This window comes from Erythrobacter sp. K21-9 (assembly GCF_055808355.1).
The window spans coordinates 1,644,888-1,660,842 of record NZ_CM147866.1 but is presented as its reverse complement, the minus strand read 5'-3'; the positions used below and the strand labels follow the sequence as shown (position 1 = coordinate 1,660,842).

At 61.7% G+C, this 15,955-nt stretch carries 18 protein-coding genes and 3 pseudogenes; 8 read left to right on the top strand and 13 right to left on the bottom strand.

All coding sequences use genetic code 11. The annotated features are described in order from the left end of the window. Positions 1-35: 35 nt before the first annotated feature. The 10 genes and pseudogenes from AC0L39_RS08375 to AC0L39_RS08330 form a co-directional block, all read right to left on the bottom strand. The gene (locus AC0L39_RS08375) at positions 36-374 is read right to left on the bottom strand and encodes a chorismate mutase (RefSeq protein WP_473262259.1); all 339 of its coding nucleotides are present in this window, start codon (positions 372-374) and stop codon (positions 36-38) included. After that, positions 374-1,507 (bottom strand): tRNA guanosine(34) transglycosylase Tgt, encoded by a 1,134-nt coding sequence (gene tgt, locus AC0L39_RS08370; protein ID WP_473262257.1) that lies wholly within the window; start codon positions 1,505-1,507, stop codon positions 374-376. Before tgt ends, AC0L39_RS08375 begins: the two co-directional genes overlap by 1 nt. Positions 1,508-1,618: 111 nt before the next feature. Beyond that, complete coding sequence (locus tag AC0L39_RS08365) at positions 1,619-2,146, bottom strand: outer membrane beta-barrel protein (protein ID WP_473262255.1); 528 nt, start codon at positions 2,144-2,146, stop codon at positions 1,619-1,621. A 151-nt stretch (positions 2,147-2,297) separates the two neighbouring features. Then, the gene (locus AC0L39_RS08360; RefSeq protein ID WP_473262326.1) at positions 2,298-3,065 is read right to left on the bottom strand and encodes an ABC transporter permease; all 768 of its coding nucleotides are present in this window, start codon (positions 3,063-3,065) and stop codon (positions 2,298-2,300) included. Beyond that, a complete protein-coding gene (locus tag AC0L39_RS08355; RefSeq protein ID WP_473262254.1) occupies positions 3,065-4,006 on the bottom strand; it encodes an ABC transporter ATP-binding protein in 942 nt (313 codons plus the stop codon). Before AC0L39_RS08355 ends, AC0L39_RS08360 begins: the two co-directional genes overlap by 1 nt. A 9-nt stretch (positions 4,007-4,015) precedes the next feature. After that, a pseudogene (queA, locus tag AC0L39_RS08350) lies at positions 4,016-5,051 on the bottom strand (tRNA preQ1(34) S-adenosylmethionine ribosyltransferase-isomerase QueA). A 39-nt stretch (positions 5,052-5,090) separates the two neighbouring features. Further along, positions 5,091-5,784: pseudogene (locus AC0L39_RS08345) on the bottom strand (peptidylprolyl isomerase). Between the two features lie 98 nt (positions 5,785-5,882). Next, the gene (coaD, locus tag AC0L39_RS08340) at positions 5,883-6,395 is read right to left on the bottom strand and encodes a pantetheine-phosphate adenylyltransferase (protein WP_473262253.1); all 513 of its coding nucleotides are present in this window, start codon (positions 6,393-6,395) and stop codon (positions 5,883-5,885) included. Between the two features lie 414 nt (positions 6,396-6,809). Further along, positions 6,810-7,724 (bottom strand): polyprenyl synthetase family protein, encoded by a 915-nt coding sequence (locus AC0L39_RS08335; protein ID WP_473262251.1) that lies wholly within the window; start codon positions 7,722-7,724, stop codon positions 6,810-6,812. Between the two features lies 1 nt (position 7,725). Continuing rightward, positions 7,726-7,995: an exodeoxyribonuclease VII small subunit gene (locus AC0L39_RS08330; protein ID WP_473262250.1), complete on the bottom strand. Its 270-nt coding sequence runs from the start codon at positions 7,993-7,995 to the stop codon at positions 7,726-7,728. Positions 7,996-8,089: 94 nt separating this feature from the next. On the opposite strand from AC0L39_RS08330, the gene AC0L39_RS08325 reads away from it, so the two are divergent. The 4 genes from AC0L39_RS08325 to AC0L39_RS08310 are packed head-to-tail and all read left to right on the top strand — an operon-like array spanning position 8,090 to position 11,808. After that, positions 8,090-8,494 (top strand): DUF2177 family protein, encoded by a 405-nt coding sequence (locus tag AC0L39_RS08325; RefSeq protein WP_473262248.1) that lies wholly within the window; start codon positions 8,090-8,092, stop codon positions 8,492-8,494. 23 nt (positions 8,495-8,517) lie between these two features. Next, positions 8,518-9,192, top strand: coding sequence for a hypothetical protein (locus tag AC0L39_RS08320; RefSeq protein ID WP_473262246.1), 675 nt, complete (start codon positions 8,518-8,520; stop codon positions 9,190-9,192). A 15-nt stretch (positions 9,193-9,207) separates the two neighbouring features. Continuing rightward, the gene (purL, locus tag AC0L39_RS08315; RefSeq protein ID WP_473262244.1) at positions 9,208-11,463 is read left to right on the top strand and encodes a phosphoribosylformylglycinamidine synthase subunit PurL; all 2,256 of its coding nucleotides are present in this window, start codon (positions 9,208-9,210) and stop codon (positions 11,461-11,463) included. A gap of 12 nt (positions 11,464-11,475) precedes the next feature. Then, the gene (locus AC0L39_RS08310; RefSeq protein ID WP_473262242.1) at positions 11,476-11,808 is read left to right on the top strand and encodes a DUF6122 family protein; all 333 of its coding nucleotides are present in this window, start codon (positions 11,476-11,478) and stop codon (positions 11,806-11,808) included. Here the strand turns inward: AC0L39_RS08310 and AC0L39_RS08305 are convergent. Further along, complete coding sequence (locus AC0L39_RS08305) at positions 11,805-12,413, bottom strand: hypothetical protein (RefSeq protein ID WP_473262240.1); 609 nt, start codon at positions 12,411-12,413, stop codon at positions 11,805-11,807. The two genes, AC0L39_RS08310 and AC0L39_RS08305, sit on opposite strands and share 4 nt — an antisense overlap. Between AC0L39_RS08305 and AC0L39_RS08300 the strand changes: the two are divergent. The 3 genes and pseudogenes from AC0L39_RS08300 to AC0L39_RS08290 form a co-directional block, all read left to right on the top strand. Beyond that, positions 12,412-12,618: pseudogene (locus AC0L39_RS08300) on the top strand (hypothetical protein); the annotation flags it as partial. The gene AC0L39_RS08305 and the pseudogene AC0L39_RS08300 sit on opposite strands and share 2 nt — an antisense overlap. A gap of 115 nt (positions 12,619-12,733) precedes the next feature. Then, positions 12,734-13,006: a hypothetical protein gene (locus tag AC0L39_RS08295; RefSeq protein ID WP_473262514.1), complete on the top strand. Its 273-nt coding sequence runs from the start codon at positions 12,734-12,736 to the stop codon at positions 13,004-13,006. Beyond that, positions 13,006-13,413: a DUF3052 family protein gene (locus AC0L39_RS08290; protein ID WP_473262238.1), complete on the top strand. Its 408-nt coding sequence runs from the start codon at positions 13,006-13,008 to the stop codon at positions 13,411-13,413. The genes AC0L39_RS08295 and AC0L39_RS08290 overlap by 1 nt, the downstream gene beginning before the upstream one ends. Here the strand turns inward: AC0L39_RS08290 and AC0L39_RS08285 are convergent. Next, a complete protein-coding gene (locus tag AC0L39_RS08285) occupies positions 13,410-14,237 on the bottom strand; it encodes a Coq4 family protein (protein WP_473262236.1) in 828 nt (275 codons plus the stop codon). The two genes, AC0L39_RS08290 and AC0L39_RS08285, sit on opposite strands and share 4 nt — an antisense overlap. A gap of 86 nt (positions 14,238-14,323) precedes the next feature. On the opposite strand from AC0L39_RS08285, the gene AC0L39_RS08280 reads away from it, so the two are divergent. Beyond that, positions 14,324-15,010, top strand: coding sequence for a nitroreductase family protein (locus AC0L39_RS08280; protein ID WP_473262234.1), 687 nt, complete (start codon positions 14,324-14,326; stop codon positions 15,008-15,010). Between the two features lie 28 nt (positions 15,011-15,038). Here the strand turns inward: AC0L39_RS08280 and AC0L39_RS08275 are convergent, their stop codons facing one another. Continuing rightward, a complete protein-coding gene (locus AC0L39_RS08275) occupies positions 15,039-15,872 on the bottom strand; it encodes a Coq4 family protein (protein WP_473262232.1) in 834 nt (277 codons plus the stop codon). Positions 15,873-15,955: the final 83 nt, after the last annotated feature.

Below are 15,955 nucleotides of genomic sequence, written 5' to 3'. Positions count from 1 at the left end.
TGATTTGTGCCTCATAGAGAGGCTCATATTACGCATCACTTTCGAATTCGATCCCAGTTTTCGAATTCATATTCGATCGACCCTTCGACAAGGCGCTCCCACAGGTCGGCGATGACGTGTGCCGGGATACCGCGAGCCTCTGCGTCGCTGACCGCCGCTGCTATCACGTCGGCCTTGCGCACCTCATCGCGCACCGCTTCGCGGGTTTGCTTGATCCGCGCTGCGGCCCGCATGTAGCCAAACCGGCGCTCCAGCAGCGCGACCAGTTCCCGATCGGTTGCATCCACGCCTGCCCTTACCTCGAGCATGGTCTCACATTCGCTGGGCAGCTTGGCCGAAGGAGCGACCGCGCGTTCGGGCGAGGGGTCAGGCATCAATTGTCACTTCCAAGGTAGTCGCGCCGGAATTGAGCGGCAAACACAGCAAATTGCTGCTCCGCAATGGCACTGCGCATCGCCCGCATCAAGGCTTGGTAAAATGCAAGATTATGCTCGGTCACCAGCATCGAGCCAAGAATCTCGCCCGACTTCTGCAAATGGTGAAGATACGCGCGCGAATAGCTTCCGCAGGTCGGACATACGCAGCGTTCATCGAGCGGCGCAGTGTCCTCCTTGAAACGAGCGTTGCGCAGGTTCATCGGGCCGTTCCACGTAAAAGCCTGTCCGTTGCGTCCGGAGCGCGTAGGCAGGACGCAGTCGAACATGTCGATCCCGCGCTCGACCGCTCCGACAAGGTCGTCCGGCTTGCCAACGCCCATCAGGTATCGCGGTCGGTCTGCGGGAAGCATTTCGGGTGCGTAATCGAGAACGTCGAACATGGCCTCCTGCCCCTCACCCACAGCCAGCCCGCCCACGGCATACCCATCGAAGCCAATGTCGGTCAGCTTGTCCGCGCTGATCTTGCGCAATGGCTCATCGAGAGCGCCTTGCTGGATCCCGAACAAGGCCGAACGGACGGCATGATCTTCTCCGCTGTCGAACCCGTCGCGGCTGCGCTTGGCCCAGCGCATCGACAGCTCCATACTCGCCGCGATCTCGTCACGCGGTCGGTCGGCGCGCGGGCATTCGTCGAACGCCATCACGATATCGCTGCCGAGCAATCGCTGGATTTCCATCGAACGTTCGGGAGTGAGCATGTGCTTCGACCCGTCGAGATGGCTGCGAAATTCGACGCCCTCCTCGGTCAGTTTGCGCAGATCGGACAGGCTCATCACCTGGTAACCGCCGCTATCGGTCAGGATCGGGCGCTGCCAGTTCATGAATGCGTGAAGCCCGCCAAGCTTTGCGACCCGCTCAGCTCCGGGGCGCAGCATCAGGTGGTAAGTGTTGCCGAGGATGATGTCCGCACCGGTCGCGCGCACTGCCTCGGGCTTCATCGCCTTCACCGTGGCCGCCGTGCCGACCGGCATGAAGGCCGGTGTCTGGATATCGCCGCGCAGCATCGAGACTGTGCCGGTGCGCGCGCGGCCATCGGTGGCTTTTAGATTGAAGGAGAAACGTGTCGTCATCTGCGCGCCGCGCTTAACGGTCTCGCGCCGATCTGTCACCTTCAAGCGCACACAAAAAGGGCGCGAACGCAGTAAGCCGCTCGCGCCCTCTATTGTGCTGGATAGTCGCAATCAGAACGCGAAGAGCACGCCGCCTGTGACGCGGGTGGAATCGAATGCAATCGTATCGAGGCCAACGCGCAATTTGATTGGCCCATCGCCAAGGCCAACCTCGGCACCGGCGCCGACGAGGTAATCGCCTTCGGTGGTATCGAAACCCGCAGGCAGAGTTACGGGAGCGAATTGCGAAAAGTCGAAATCGACCTCCTGATATCCGCCGCGAACATAGACCTTGCTGTTGGCGCCGACACGCAGGCCCAGACGGGCAGCAACGCCGTATTCGTTGTCGATGAAGCCGTCGCCGAAGTGGAAGTTGCCTTCCGCGCCGACAAACAGCGTTTCGCCAACCGGCACATCGACCCCGGCAACGACGCCGTAGATGGCACCGTCATCATCCGGGAGCACGGTTCCGATGTCGTGATAGCCGACTGATGCGCTGACGAAAGGCTCTGCCTCGCCGTCCTGAGCATAGGCGGCGCTGGGGATCGCCATGGCTGTGCCCGCCACTAGGGATAGCGAGACAATCTTGTAATATTTCATTGGAATTCCTCCGGTTACGTCCGCGGGGTGGACTTGCCGGAATTGGTCGGCTGGCTCTTTCGTTTCGCTGAACAAGCCGTTGTAACCGCGAGGGATCGACCAGCTGTGAAAACAACCGGACGAATGACGACGTGATCCTGACTTACGTGAATTACTCGCGCAGCCGCCAGCCGGTCTTGAAGATGTAGGCGATGATCGCGGTGCACAAGGCGAGGAAGCCGAGCGTCAGCCCGAGAGATATGCCGATCGACACGTCCGATGTGCCGTAGAACGTCCAGCGCAGGCCGCTCACCAGAAACGCGATTGGATTGGCAAGCGCAATCTTGTTCCATGGCGCAGGCAGCATGTCGAGCGAGTAGAACGTCCCGCCAAGGAAGGTAAGCGGAGTGAGGATCAGGACTGGAATGATACCAAGCTTTTCAAAGCTGTCCGCCCAGATCCCGAGAATGAACCCGAACAGCGAAAAGCTTGCCGCCACCAGCATGATGAACCCCACAGCCAGCAGCGGATGTTTGATCGTGTAATCGACGAACAGGGTCGCGGTAGCGAGAATGATCGCGGCTAGGATCAGGCTCTTGGTTGCTGCGGCTCCCACGAACCCGACCAGCGTCTCCGCCACGCCGACAGGGGCGGAAAGCAGCTCATAGATCGTGCCGGTAAAGCGCGGCATGTAGATACCGAAGCTCGAATTGCTGGTCGTCTCCCCCAGCAGCGTGAGCATCAACAGCCCCGGAATGATGAAGGCAGCGTATTCGATGCCCTGCACTGGCTCCATCCGGCTGCCAATGGCGGAGCCGAACACGATGAAATAGAGCGAAGTCGTCAGCACCGGCGCGAGCAGCGACTGGAAGGCGGTGCGGAAGGCCCGCATCAATTCGCGCTGGTAAATCGACCATGCACCGCGCAGGTTGAACCCCATCACGCATCCTCCCTTTCGGAAACGAGGCCGACGAAGATGTCCTCCAGCGAGCTGTCGTGGATGTCGATACCGCGGTAATCGATCCCTGCTGCGATCAGTGCCTTAGTCAGCGCCGCGACGTCCTCGCGTCCCTTCCCGCTGCCATCACCGCCGCGGTAACAGATTTCCAATCCATCCGCGCGCAGCTCGACGGGGAAGGCCGCGATGCCCGGCGGCAAGTCGGTGAGCGGCTCAATAAGTGCGATGACCGCTTCGGTGCGGCCCATGCGCTGCATCATCGCGTCCTTGTCATCCACCATCAGGATTTGCCCCTTGCGAATAATCCCGACGCGGTCCGCCATCTCTTCGGCTTCTTCGATGTAATGCGTTGTGAGGATGATCGTCGTGCCGCGCTCACGCAGGGCCGCGATCTGTTTCCACATGTCCTTGCGCAGCTCGACATCGACGCCCGCTGTGGGTTCATCGAGGAAAAGCAGGTCGGGCTCATGGGCGAGCGCCTTGGCGATCAGGACGCGCCGCTTCATTCCGCCTGATAATTCCCGGATCTGGCTGTCGCGCTTTTCCCAGAGCGAGAGGCTTCGCAGCACTTCCTCAATGCGCGCCTTGTCGGGCGGAAAGCCGAACAGCCCGCGCGAATAGCTCACCGCGCGCTGCACGGTTTCGAACATGTCGGTGCTGAGTTCCTGCGGGACTAGACCGATCCGTCCCCTCGCCTCACGCCAGTTGCACGCAAGGTCCTTGCCAAAGGCCGTGACGGTGCCGCTCGAGGGGCGCACCAACCCGCATACTGCGCCGATCAACGTGGTCTTGCCCGCACCGTTCGGTCCGAGCAGGGCGAAAATCTCGCCTTTGCGGATGGTGAGATCGACATTGTCCAGCGCCTTGACGCCGCCCTTGTAAACCTTGGTCAGGCCGGAAATTTCGAGGATCGGTTCGGACATACAGTCCGGTTAGGGAAGCAGGAGCGAGGAGTCACCATAGGAATAGAAGCGGTACTCGTTCGCGATCGCGTGGCGGTATGCCGCCATCATGCGCTCGCGCCCCATCAAGGCACTCACGAGCATCATCAATGTGGACTTCGGAAGGTGAAAATTGGTCATCAGCCCGTCGACGCCTTTGAAGCGGTAGCCGGGGGTGATGAAAATGTCGGTATCGCCTGCGAATGGCCTGATCGTGCCGTCCTCTCCCACCGCGCTTTCAATCAGACGCAGCGCCGTGGTGCCGACTGCGATGATGCGGCCCCCGGCTTCACGCGCGGCGTTCAGCCGCTCGGCGGTGCTCGCCGTGATGCGCCCGAATTCGGAGTGCATTGCGTGATCCTGCGTATCGTCCGCCTTGACCGGCAGGAATGTTCCCGCCCCCACATGCAGGGTCAATGTCTCGCGCCCGATCCCGCGTGCATCGATCGCCTCGATCAGTTCCGGCGTGAAATGGAGCGAAGCGGTGGGAGCAGCGACAGCACCGTCTTCCTTGGCAAACATCGTCTGGTAGTCGGTGAGGTCCTGCTCATCCACGCCGCGTTTTTGTGCAATATAGGGCGGGAGCGGCATGGTGCCTGCGCGGTCGAGCAGCACCTCGACCGGCTCATCGCCTTGGAAAAACAGTGTGATGCTGCCGTCTGACAGCCGGCTTTCGGCAATGGCGGTCACCCCACCTCCGAAAACGATCTGGTCGCCGTCCTTCACCCGCTTCGCGTTGCGGACGAATGCCTGCCAGCGGCGAAGGTCCATGCGCTTGTGCAAGGTCGCGCCGATCTCGTGCCTCGCCATTGGCGCGGCGCCCTTCGAGCTGTGCCGGGATGACCCGGGTGTCGTTGAAAACGAGAACGTCTGCGGGGTCCAGCAGCTCCGGCAGGTCGCGCACGCCGCGATCCTGAAACGGTTCCTCGCCGCGCACCAGCAACATACGCGCCGCATCGCGCGGACGCACGGGCCGCAGGGCTATGCGTTCCTGGGGAAGCTCGAAATCGAAAAGGTCAACGCGCATGGCCGGGCGACTAGCGCGAGGTTGGGCCGCGCGAAAGCCTTACTGCGATTCGATCGGTGCGCTCAGGAGGTCGGCGGTGATTTCCTCTTGCACCGGGGCAGGCGGCGCAGGCACTGGCGGCGCCTTGCCGTCGCTCGCAAGCGAAGCCTGCAAGATGCGCGTCGGGTTCTGCGGCGGCTCTCCGCGATTGATCGCATCGACCGCAGCCATGTTCTCGATCACGCGGCCGAAATTGGTGTAGCGCTTGTCGAGGTTGAAGCGCGGGTAGAACACGATGAAGAACTGGCTGTTCGCACTGTCCTCCTCGGTGGCGCGCGCCATTGAGACCGTGCCGCGCACATGCGGCATCGGGTTGAATTCTTCCTCAAGGTCGGGAAGCTCGCTGCCGCCCTGTCCGGTCCCCGTAGGATCGCCGCCCTGCGCCATGAAGCCGTCGATGACGCGGTGAAAGATGATCCCGTCGTAGAAGCCCTGACGAGTGAGCGTCTTGATCTCGCTCGATGTGATCGGGCGCCCATTCCGGCATCAGGCGGATTTTCACCCGCTCGCCGTTCGACAGGTCCAGCACCCAGATGTCTTCGAGATCTTCGGTCGCATCGTAATTGATAGGCACGAAGCTGCGCGTATCCGCACGGGTTTGCTCCGCCGCTTCGTTCATGTCCTGCGCATAGACCGCCGATGGGGCTGCGAGCAGCGAAAGGGCGGCCAGCGCGCCGAGGGTGTGCTTGATCATATCCATCTTCATCAAATTGTTCGTATGCTGCGCGGTTTAGCCGGGTGAGCCTGACACTTCAATGAATGAAGTGGCGCCATCGACAGCTATTGCGCGCCCTAGTAATCGCCCTTCCGACCGAGTTTCTCGACGCGGGCATTGACTTCGGTACGCACCGGATCGCTGACGAAGGGCGCGATATCGCCGCCATATAGCGCGATCTCCTTGACCAGCTTGGACGCAATCGGCTGAAGCGAGACGTCCGCCATGAGGAAGACGGTCTCGATATCGTCGTCGAGCTGCTGGTTCATGCCGGCCATCTGGTATTCGTATTCGAAGTCGGCAACGGCGCGCAGTCCGCGAATAATGACGCTCGCGCCTTGTTTCTGCGCGAATTTGACGAGCAGCGCGTTGAACCCGACGACTTCGACGTTCTCGAGGCCGAGCTGTTCGACCTCTCGCTCGACCATCGCAAACCGTTCTTCGTTCGAGAACATGGGGTTTTTCGACGGATTGGTGGTCACGCCAATGATGAGCGTGTCGACCAGCTTGGACCCGCGCCGGATGATATCGGCGTGGCCAAGGGTAATCGGATCGAATGTGCCGGGGTAGATCCCGATGCCCCTACTCATTGTAATCGATCTCCCATTCGATGCCGCCGATAGAACGATCATCGGCAATCTCGACCCTGATCCGCTCTTCGCTGCCGTCGGACAAGCGGTACCGGTATAGATGCCGGGCTCACTCTCGGTAAAACCGACACTCCCGAACGAGATCAATCAGACCGGTTACGCAGGTCACAGGTGCAGTGTAGGCGCGCACCACTGTCGCGCCTTCCGGGGTCGTTTTTCTCATCATGCTGACGGGCTTCGCATCCAGACAAGCGGGCACATAGAACCGATCGACCAGGATATTGACCAAGACATTCTTGTCCGGTGAAGGCGCGAGTGTCGTCCCATTGCCCTGCTTATCTGTTTCGTAAACCGGTTCCGAAGAGCACGCGCTGAGAGCACATGTCAACGAGGCGGCCATGACGAGACCCGCTCTCACCGATCACGCTCGACGATAAAGCGCGCGAGCGCGCGTAGCGTGTCGGCCTCCTCACCGTGATTGCCGAGATGCGCGACCGCCTGATCGACCAACGCGCGGGCCTGTTCGCGGGCCTGGTCGACGCCCATTAGCGTGACGAAGGTCTGCTTGCCCTGTCCTTCGTCCTTGCGCAGCGCCTTGCCTGCTTTTTCCTGATCGCCCTCGACGTCCAATAGGTCGTCTGCGATCTGGAACGCCAGCCCGATATCGCGCGAAAAAGCGCGCAGGTGCGCGCGGCCTTCGGGTGGAACCTTGCCAAGGATCGCGCCCATCTCGACCGAAGCGGCCAGCAGCGCCCCGGTCTTCAATTGCTGGAGCCGGGTGATCGAATGCAGGTCGTAATCCACGCCCTCTTCATCCGCGACCATGTCCATGATCTGCCCGCCCGCCATACCGTTCATGCCGCTCGCCGTGCCAAGCGTTGCGATCAGCTCGCTGCGCACGAACGGATCGCTGCTGGTGCCCATGTCGGCGAGGATCTCGAATGCCAGTGCATGGAGCGCATCGCCTGCAAGCACGGCTGTCGCTTCGTCGAAAGTCTTGTGCAGGGTCGGTTTACCGTGGCGCAGATCGTCATCGTCCATGCAAGGCAGATCATCATGGATCAGCGAATAAGCATGGATCGCCTCCACCGCAGCACCGGCGCGCAGGGCCGCCGTGCGGTCGACGCCGTACAGCTCTGCAGTGCTTACGACCAGGAACGGCCTTACCCGCTTACCGCCGCCGATCGTGGCATAGCGCATCGCCTCCACCAGCCGGGCGCGCGTGTCATCCGGCACCGGCAGGAAGGCGTCGAATACCGAATCGATCTCTTCCTGCACCCGTTTGAGCTCGGCGCCCAGAACGTCGTCACCAACCCCCACAAGCGTCATGTCAATTCGCTCCGTCCAGCGGGGCCGTGCCGCTCGGCTTGCCGTCGGCGCCGGTCACGATCTTCTCGATCCGGGCCTGCGCTGCATCGAGGCGCTTCTGGCAGGCCGCGCGCAATTGCTCGCCGCGCTCATACAGCGTGATCGATTCGTCGAGCGGGACGTCGCCGCGCTCAAGCTGCTGCACAATGCTTTCCAGCGCGCCGAGCGCCTGTTCAAAGCTCATCTTCGTGATGTCATCCGCTTGCTGCGCGGAACCATTTCCCTCGTCCATGCGCTGGAGCATTGACCGCGCCGGACTGCCCGGTCAAGGCTGGCCCGATACAAAGGCCGGCTGAACAAGAGCAAGTGCCACGGGGAACGCACCTATGATCAAATTCGTCATCGCCTATATCATCGCCGCAATCGTGTTCGGAGTGCTCGATGCGATGTGGCTGCGCTGGGCCGGACCAAACCTCTATCGCCCGGTAATCGGTGAGATCATGGCGAAGGATTTCAACGCCGGAACCGCGGCTGCTTTCTACCTGATCTACCTGGCCGGAATGGTATGGTTCGCGATCAAACCGGGGCTGGATAGCGGGTCGGTGGCGACCGCGCTCCTCAACGGCGCCTTGCTCGGCGCACTGTGCTACGCGACATTCGATCTCACCAGCCAGGCGGTCTTCAAGGTGTGGGCGACCAAAATCTCGGTGATGGATATCATGTGGGGAGCATTCGCGACCGGCACGACCAGCGCCGCTGCGACATGGGCGACTTTGCGCTTTACGAATTGAGCACCGCATCAGGGGGCGGAAGCATGTTTATCGGACATTTTGCACCGGCTTTCGTAGCCGCTGCCATCAGCCCGAACGGGCCCAAGCTGGCGACCTATTTCATCGCCGCGCAATTGGTGGACTGGGGATTCTTCTCGCTCGCCCTGCTCGGGGTCGAACGAATGCGGGTGGACCCTGATGCAACCGTGATGGTGCCGTTCGACCTCTATCACATGCCGTATACGCATTCGCTGCTCGGGACCGGCATCTGGGCGGTAGCGATGGCCGGGGTCATCCTGATTCTGAGGCGCGATCTGCTTGGCGCACTGCTCGCGGGGCTGGTGGTGATGTCGCACTGGCTGCTCGACTGGATCACGCACCGCCCGGACCTGACCATTGCAGGCGGTGAGGAGACCTACGGCCTCGGCCTCTGGAATTATCCCTATGCCGCCATTCCGCTGGAGGCCGGCATCACGCTGGTTGCCTTTGTTTTCTACCTCAAGCGGACGCGGGGTCCAATTGGGCCGCCCTTGATCCTGCTGTTCGTCCTCGCCGCGTTTCAGGCGATCAACTGGTTCGGGCCGGAGCCGGCATCGGCAGGACCCGCGCTCTACCTGCAAGCGCTCCTCGCCTTTGCGCTGGCGACCGGGTTTGCTTGGTGGATCGGGGAGAATCGCTATTTCATTAGACGTGGCGGGTTGGCGTCGACGGGCGTCTGAATTACAGGGGCGCGCATGAGCGAAATTACCCCTGAAATTGTCGAACAGCATGGTCTGAGCCCCGAGGAATATGAGCGCGCGCTCACTGGACTGGGCCGTGAACCCAATCTGGTGGAGCTCGGCATCTTCTCGGTCATGTGGTCCGAGCATTGCTCCTACAAATCGAGCCGGTTGCATCTGAAGAAGCTCCCGACCGAGGCGCCCTGGGTCATCTGCGGTCCGGGCGAGAATGCTGGCGTGATCGATATCGGCGATGGGCCGGAGGGACAAAAACAGGCGGCCATCTTCAAGATGGAGAGCCATAACCACCCGAGTTACATTGAGCCATATCAAGGCGCGGCGACGGGTGTTGGCGGCATATTGCGCGATGTGTTCACGATGGGCGCGCGTCCGGTGGCGAACATGAACGCGCTGCGCTTTGGCAGGCCCGATCACCCCAAGATGAAGCACCTCGTCCAAGGCGTCGTCGCGGGCATTGGCGGTTACGGCAATTGCGTCGGCGTCCCGACCGTGGGGGGCGAGACCAACTTCCATCCGGCGTATGACGGCAACATCCTCGTCAACGCGATGACAGTGGGCGTCGCCGACGCCGACAAAATCTTCTATTCAGCCGCAACCGGCGTGGGGAACCCAATCGTCTATGTCGGCTCCAAGACCGACCGCGACGGGATTCACGGCGCGACCATGGCCAGCGCCGATTTCGAGGAAGACGCCGAGGCGAAGCGGCCAACCGTGCAGGTCGGCGATCCATTCACCGAAAAACTGCTGATCGAGGCCTGCCTCGAATTGATGGCAACCGATGCCATCGTCGCGATCCAGGACATGGGCGCAGCGGGCCTAACCTCCTCCAGCGTCGAGATGGCGACCAATGGCAAGGCGGGCATCCGGCTCGACATGGACAAGGTGCCGTGCCGCGAAGAAGGCATGACGCCTTACGAAATGATGCTGAGCGAGAGCCAGGAGCGGATGCTCATGGTGCTGAAGCCCGGCAAGGAGGAGATGGCCGCTGCGATCTTCGAGAAGTGGGAGCTCGACTTTGCCATCATCGGCGAGGTCACAGATACGCGGCACATGGTACTCGAATTTGGCGGAGAGGTCGTGTGCGACATTCCGCTTGGCCCGCTGGCTGCCGATGCGCCCGAGTATGACCGGCCCTACCTGTCGAAAGCGGAATACACCGATTGGGCGGGTATCACCCCGATGCAGAATGCGCCCGGCACCAGCCATCCGGGCGCGGACCTGCTGACAATGCTGGCCTCCCCTGCCCTCGCATCGCGCCGCTGGATTGCCGAGCAATATGACAGCCAGGTCATGGGCGACACGCTTCAGACAGGCGGAGATGCGGGTGTCGTGCGCGCGCACGGTACAGACAAGGCGCTGGCGATCAGCACCGATTGCACCCCGCGCTATGTCCATGCCGACCCGTACGAGGGCGGCAAACAGGCCATCGCCGAGGCATACCGCAACCTTTGCGCAGTCGGCGCGCGCCCGCTCGCGGTCACCAACTGCCTCAACTTCGCCAATCCGCAGCGCCCGGAGATCATGGCGCAATTCGTCTATGCACTCGAAGGTATGGGCGATGCCTGCCGTGCGCTCGACTTCCCGATCGTGAGCGGCAATGTCTCGCTCTACAACGAAAGCAAGGCGACCGGCGGCGGCTCCGCTATCCTGCCCACCCCGGCAATCGGCGGCGTCGGCATTATCGAGGATGCGTCGCGCATGATGACGATGGCTTTCAAGAACGAAGGCGACGCCATCTACATGATCGCGCCCGAGTTCTGGGCAAAGCCTGATCCGACCCGCTCGCATCTCGGCAAATCACTGTGGCTCAAGGAAGTGCATGGCCGTGATGAAGGGCGCGCGCCTCCGGTCGACCTCGCTGCCGAGCGCGGCGCAGGCCACATTACCCGCCGCCTGATCGGCGAAGGCTTGCTGAACGCAGTTCACGACCTCTCCGATGGCGGCCTCGCCGTTGCGCTTGCAGAAATGGCGATGGCGGGCGGCATCGGGGCCGAGGTCGAGGCCAATGAGGATTACACCGCCGCGCAGTGGTGGTTCGGCGAAGACCAGGCGCGCTACGTGCTGACCGTCTCGCCTGACAAGATCGAAGCGTTCAACCGTATCGTCGCCGAGGGACCGGAAACGCCCGAGGCCGAAATGGTCGGCTTCCACCGCATCGGCACAGTCGGCGGCGACAGCCTTCTCGGCGTGTCGCTGAAGGAGATGACGGAAGCACATGAAAGCTTCTTCCGCGACTGGATGGAAGCGTAAGCCGCACCGCTGGTGGAGCTGCTTCAACCGATCCTGCATTATGGCGGCCATTGGCTCGTCCCGTTTGCAATCGCTGCAATTGTCTGGCGCGGCGAATGGCTGCGCGCCGGGGCCGTCATTGCAGCGGCCAATCTGATCGACCTCGATCACCTGCTCGCGGACCCGATCTTCGATCCGGATCGCTGCTCGATAGGGTTCCACCTGCTGCACGGCTGGGAAGCAGCGTTGGTGTATGCCGCGATGTTGGCGATCCCGCGCTGGTGGGCGCGCGCTTTCGGCATCGGCGCGCTTTGGCATCTTGCAGTGGACTATGGCGACTGCCTCATGCAACACGCCGCCGCCTAGTCCGCATTGCGCGGGCCCCATGCCAGCATCAAGCCGAGCAGGATCAACCACGAATTCTGGCTGATATAGGTGAACATCGCCCCATAGAACCGCATGTCGGTCACGCCCGTGATCAGCAAAGCCGCCGGGACCAGACCCGCGACAAGGCCCAGCGCGCCGGTCACACGCCAGCGAACGCGCCAAAGCGACAGGCCGAACAACGCGATCCCTGCCCCCACCGCGACTGCGCCGTTGCGGGCGAATTGCTGGTTGATCTCCCACGCAAGCTCGAAGGTCCCGCCTCCGATATCGCCTGCCGGATAATCCGACAGAGCGGGTACGACGAAGCCGTTGATGGTCCCCGCCACCAGAGCGCCGCAAGTCCCGAGCGTAAAGAACGCCAGCCCCAGTGCCACGGGAAGCGACCAGACCAGCGCGCGGGCCAACAGCAGCATCACCGATAGCTGGATCACGATCATCGCAAGCAGCCCCCCATGCACACCCCTGATCATTCCAGCACCGTCGCCGCCATGCGGATGGTGGTGCATCAGCACCACCGCCACCAGCGCGGCTCCTGCGAGCAAAATCCCGGGCCAGCGCAGGGATTGCAGTTTGTCATCGTCCATGCGTATCTCTCTCCTTCGGCAAAGTGATGCCGCGAGGGAGGCCCAGCGCACAATGGACGATCTGACGCAAAAGTCCGGTTCAAGCCGAGCGGAAACCCGCGCACAAATTCTGTCGACGTTCAATCGCCTGTTGCTCGCAAGTGAAAAGAAGCGTCCCGCCGTATCGGAAATCGTGGCCGAGGCCGGGGTCGCACGCTCGACCCTCTACGATCACTTCAATGGTGTCGAGGCACTCTTCGATGAGAGCCTGTCAGCGCTGTTCGTACCGTATCGCGCATTGCCTTGTCGGTGCGGGAGCGCGCGAGGAGATGGTGTGGTTGATGGCACATATCCTGGAGAACCGCGAGCGCGGCCGAAAGCTTCTGGCAGGCCGGGATTCGGAGCGGATCGGCAATCTGCTTGCTCGCCTGCTGCAGGAAGAACTCGGCATGCGGCCCGATGCACGGCTGCATGCGATCCTGATCTCGGGCACCGTGATGGCTGCGCTTGGCGCATGGGTGACAGGCAAGCTTGCGGCGACGCCTCAGGCCATGTCGGATCGGCTGCTCGAGACCGCGCAGGCTATCCTTGGCGCGGGCGATGAGAAGCGCTGATGACCGCTGGATATTCAGGAACGCCGCTCGCCAAGAAGCTCAATCTGAAAGACGGCATGTGCGTCTGGTTCGACGGAATGCCCGATAGTGTCCGCGCGGAAATCAATGATTTCGGCCTTGATCTGGAGGACCAGAAAAGCCCCGATGCCGGGTTCGATGCTGGCCACATCTTTGTCACTTGCCCTGCCAGCCTGACCAGTAAGATCAAAGACTTGCGCGAGCGCGTTAACAAGGATGGCCAGGTCTGGGTAAGCTGGCCTAAACAGGCGTCCGGCGTCGATACTCAAGTGGGCGAGAACGATGTGCGCGAGGCCGGGCTGGATGCAGGTTTCGTCGATACCAAGAAATGCGCCGTGGATGAGGTATGGTCGGGCCTCAAATTCGTAATCCCGAAAGCCGATCGCTAGGCGGCGTGAGGTCCCGGTCCGTCGCAGCATTGCACCTGCGGCTTTGGCTCTGACAGCCCCAGATCCTCGGCCATATTGCCTTCGCTTTCGAGGATCAGCAGGCATTCGCGGTAAGTATTCGGCTTGCCGATTTTCAGCCGTGCGCGCGCATCCGCGATATCCTCGCGCATCAGCGCCTCGATATCCTCATGCGCGATCTTGGCTGCGGCCTTCCCCATACGCTGCCCTTCACGCACCGATGAGAACAGCGGTGCCTTGGTCCCGCTCACCTTCTTGATCTGCCGCGCGCCAGCATAGGCGATGAACAGCACGCCGGTGTTCCTGTTCTGCGAATAAGAAAAGCCGAGCAGGCTCGCCTCCCCCAGTGCATCGCGCCCATAACCGGTCAACACGTGGAACAGGTCATGCGTGTCGCGCAGCCGGTCGAAATACCACTGCGTCAGGTCCTGCGGCAGCTGGTCGGGCGGTGCCCACTTGTGGCTTTCGGCGACAAGGCCCGCCGCGCTCAAACCTTCGCGCTTCATGAAGCGGATATAATGCTGTGCGACGCTGTTTTCGGGCAGGTCCGCCCAGCGCGCATGGTCATCCAGCATGGCGGGAATGTCGACTTCATCGCGCAGGAAACGCTGGCCATCGTCAGACTTGATGAAGTTCCACGCCTGCTTGTGACTGCCCTTGCCCTTGGTCGCCTCGATGATGTGGAACACCTGCTCGGTGTCCTCCTTGTCTTCGACCAGCTTGCCGAAATGATGCAGCACCTTGCGCGGCTGCAAGCCGGAGATAGTGCGCTCGGGCGCTACCAGTGGCAGGTCAATCGAAGCCATCACGTCCTCCTCTATGTCCGCTATTTACAACAATGTCAGTTAACAGTCCACTTCACATTGCGCGCGTGACATTCGATAGTGAGCACATGCGCACCCACGAAACTGTACCCTATTCGCTTGAAGCACTCCCCGATGACGAAAGTATCGCTCGCGCGCGAGCATTGCGCGACCGGTTGAAGCTGCGCCGGACCTGCCGGTACTTCTCGGATGAGCCTGTTCCGCGCGAAGTCATCGAAGCCGCTATCGAGGCTGCGGGCACCGCGCCCAATGGGGCCAATCACCAACCGTGGCATTTCGCCGTGGTTTGCTCGCCTGAGAAAAAGCGCGCCATCCGCGAGGCGGCGGAGGCCGAGGAACGGCGCTTTTACGGAGCCGATGGTGACGATCCGAAGGCTTCGGATGAATGGCTCGGCGCGCTTAAGGATCTCGGCACGGACGAGGACAAGCCATTTCTCGAAACTGCCCCCTACCTCATTGTCGTCTTTGCCCAGCGCAAGGGCGGGATCGAGGAGGACGGCACGACGCAGAATTACTATGTCAACGAAAGCGTCGGGATCGCCTGCGGGATGCTGATTGCGACGCTGCATGAAGCGGGGCTGGCAACGCTGACGCATACGCCCTCCCCGATGGGATTCCTGCGCCAGGCGCGCGAGCGGCCCGAATGGGAAAAGCCGCTGATGATCGTGGTTGTCGGCCACCCTGACAAGGACGCGACCGTACCTGCCCACGCGCTAAAGAAAAAGCCGCTGAGCCAGATTGCGAGCTGGCTGTAGCGGCTTTGACTTGCGCTGCGGCGCGAGATCAGGCGGAAACGAGTTCTTCGCTGTCCGTGTTTTCGCTGCCGAGCAAGTTGTAGGGGTCGATGCCCTCGTCCGCCCAGATGCGGTGGCATTCGCGATACTTGGTCGGCTCGGGAATGTTGAGCGCCTGCCGTACGTCGTCGAGTTGCAGTTTGAGAAGCTCGCGGATCGGCTGCTCGATCAAACGCGGCGCGCCCTTGCCGGTGCGCTTGGCCTGCATGACAGCGCCCATGACGGGTGCCTTGCTGCCTTTGACCTGCATCTTGATGTTGGCCGCACCGGCGTAACCGATCAGCAGGTGGCCCTGCGTCGGGGACTGCCCGTGCGTGAAGAGCAGCACGCACTGCTCGCCCAGCGCGTCGCGGCCATAGCCGGTCAGCACGTGGAACAGGTCATGCGTGTCGCGCGAACGCTCCGCAAACCATTGCACGAGGTCGGGATATTTCGGACGTCCAAGCTTTTCCGCTTCGGCAACGAGGCCGGCGGCAGAGAGGCCTTCGGTTTCCATGAAATCGCAATAGGCGTGAGCAAGGCTGCCCTTGGGCGTTTTGCGAAGCTTGGCGTGGTCGTCGAGAATCTCGGGAAGATTGGGTTCGGTCCGGCGCAGATGTTCGCCGCGCTCGGAAAGAGTGAGGTCGCGAACGCGCGGCATGAAATTGCGCGAAGGAAGCGATTCGTAGATCTTGAAGACGAGGCTGGTGTCTTCCTTGTCCTTCATCAGCAGGCGGAAATTCTTTACCGCACGCGGGAGCGAATAGCGCGGCTCGGGGCGGTCCGGATGGCGCAGGACAGTGCCGTCGGCGGCGAACTGATCGGAGTATTCGGGGGCGGACATGGTTCGTTGGCCTCTTTGGTGTTGTTCCGGGGACTGCTTACCAGCCCTTACTTACACCAATGTTAATAACAGAGATCGGTTCC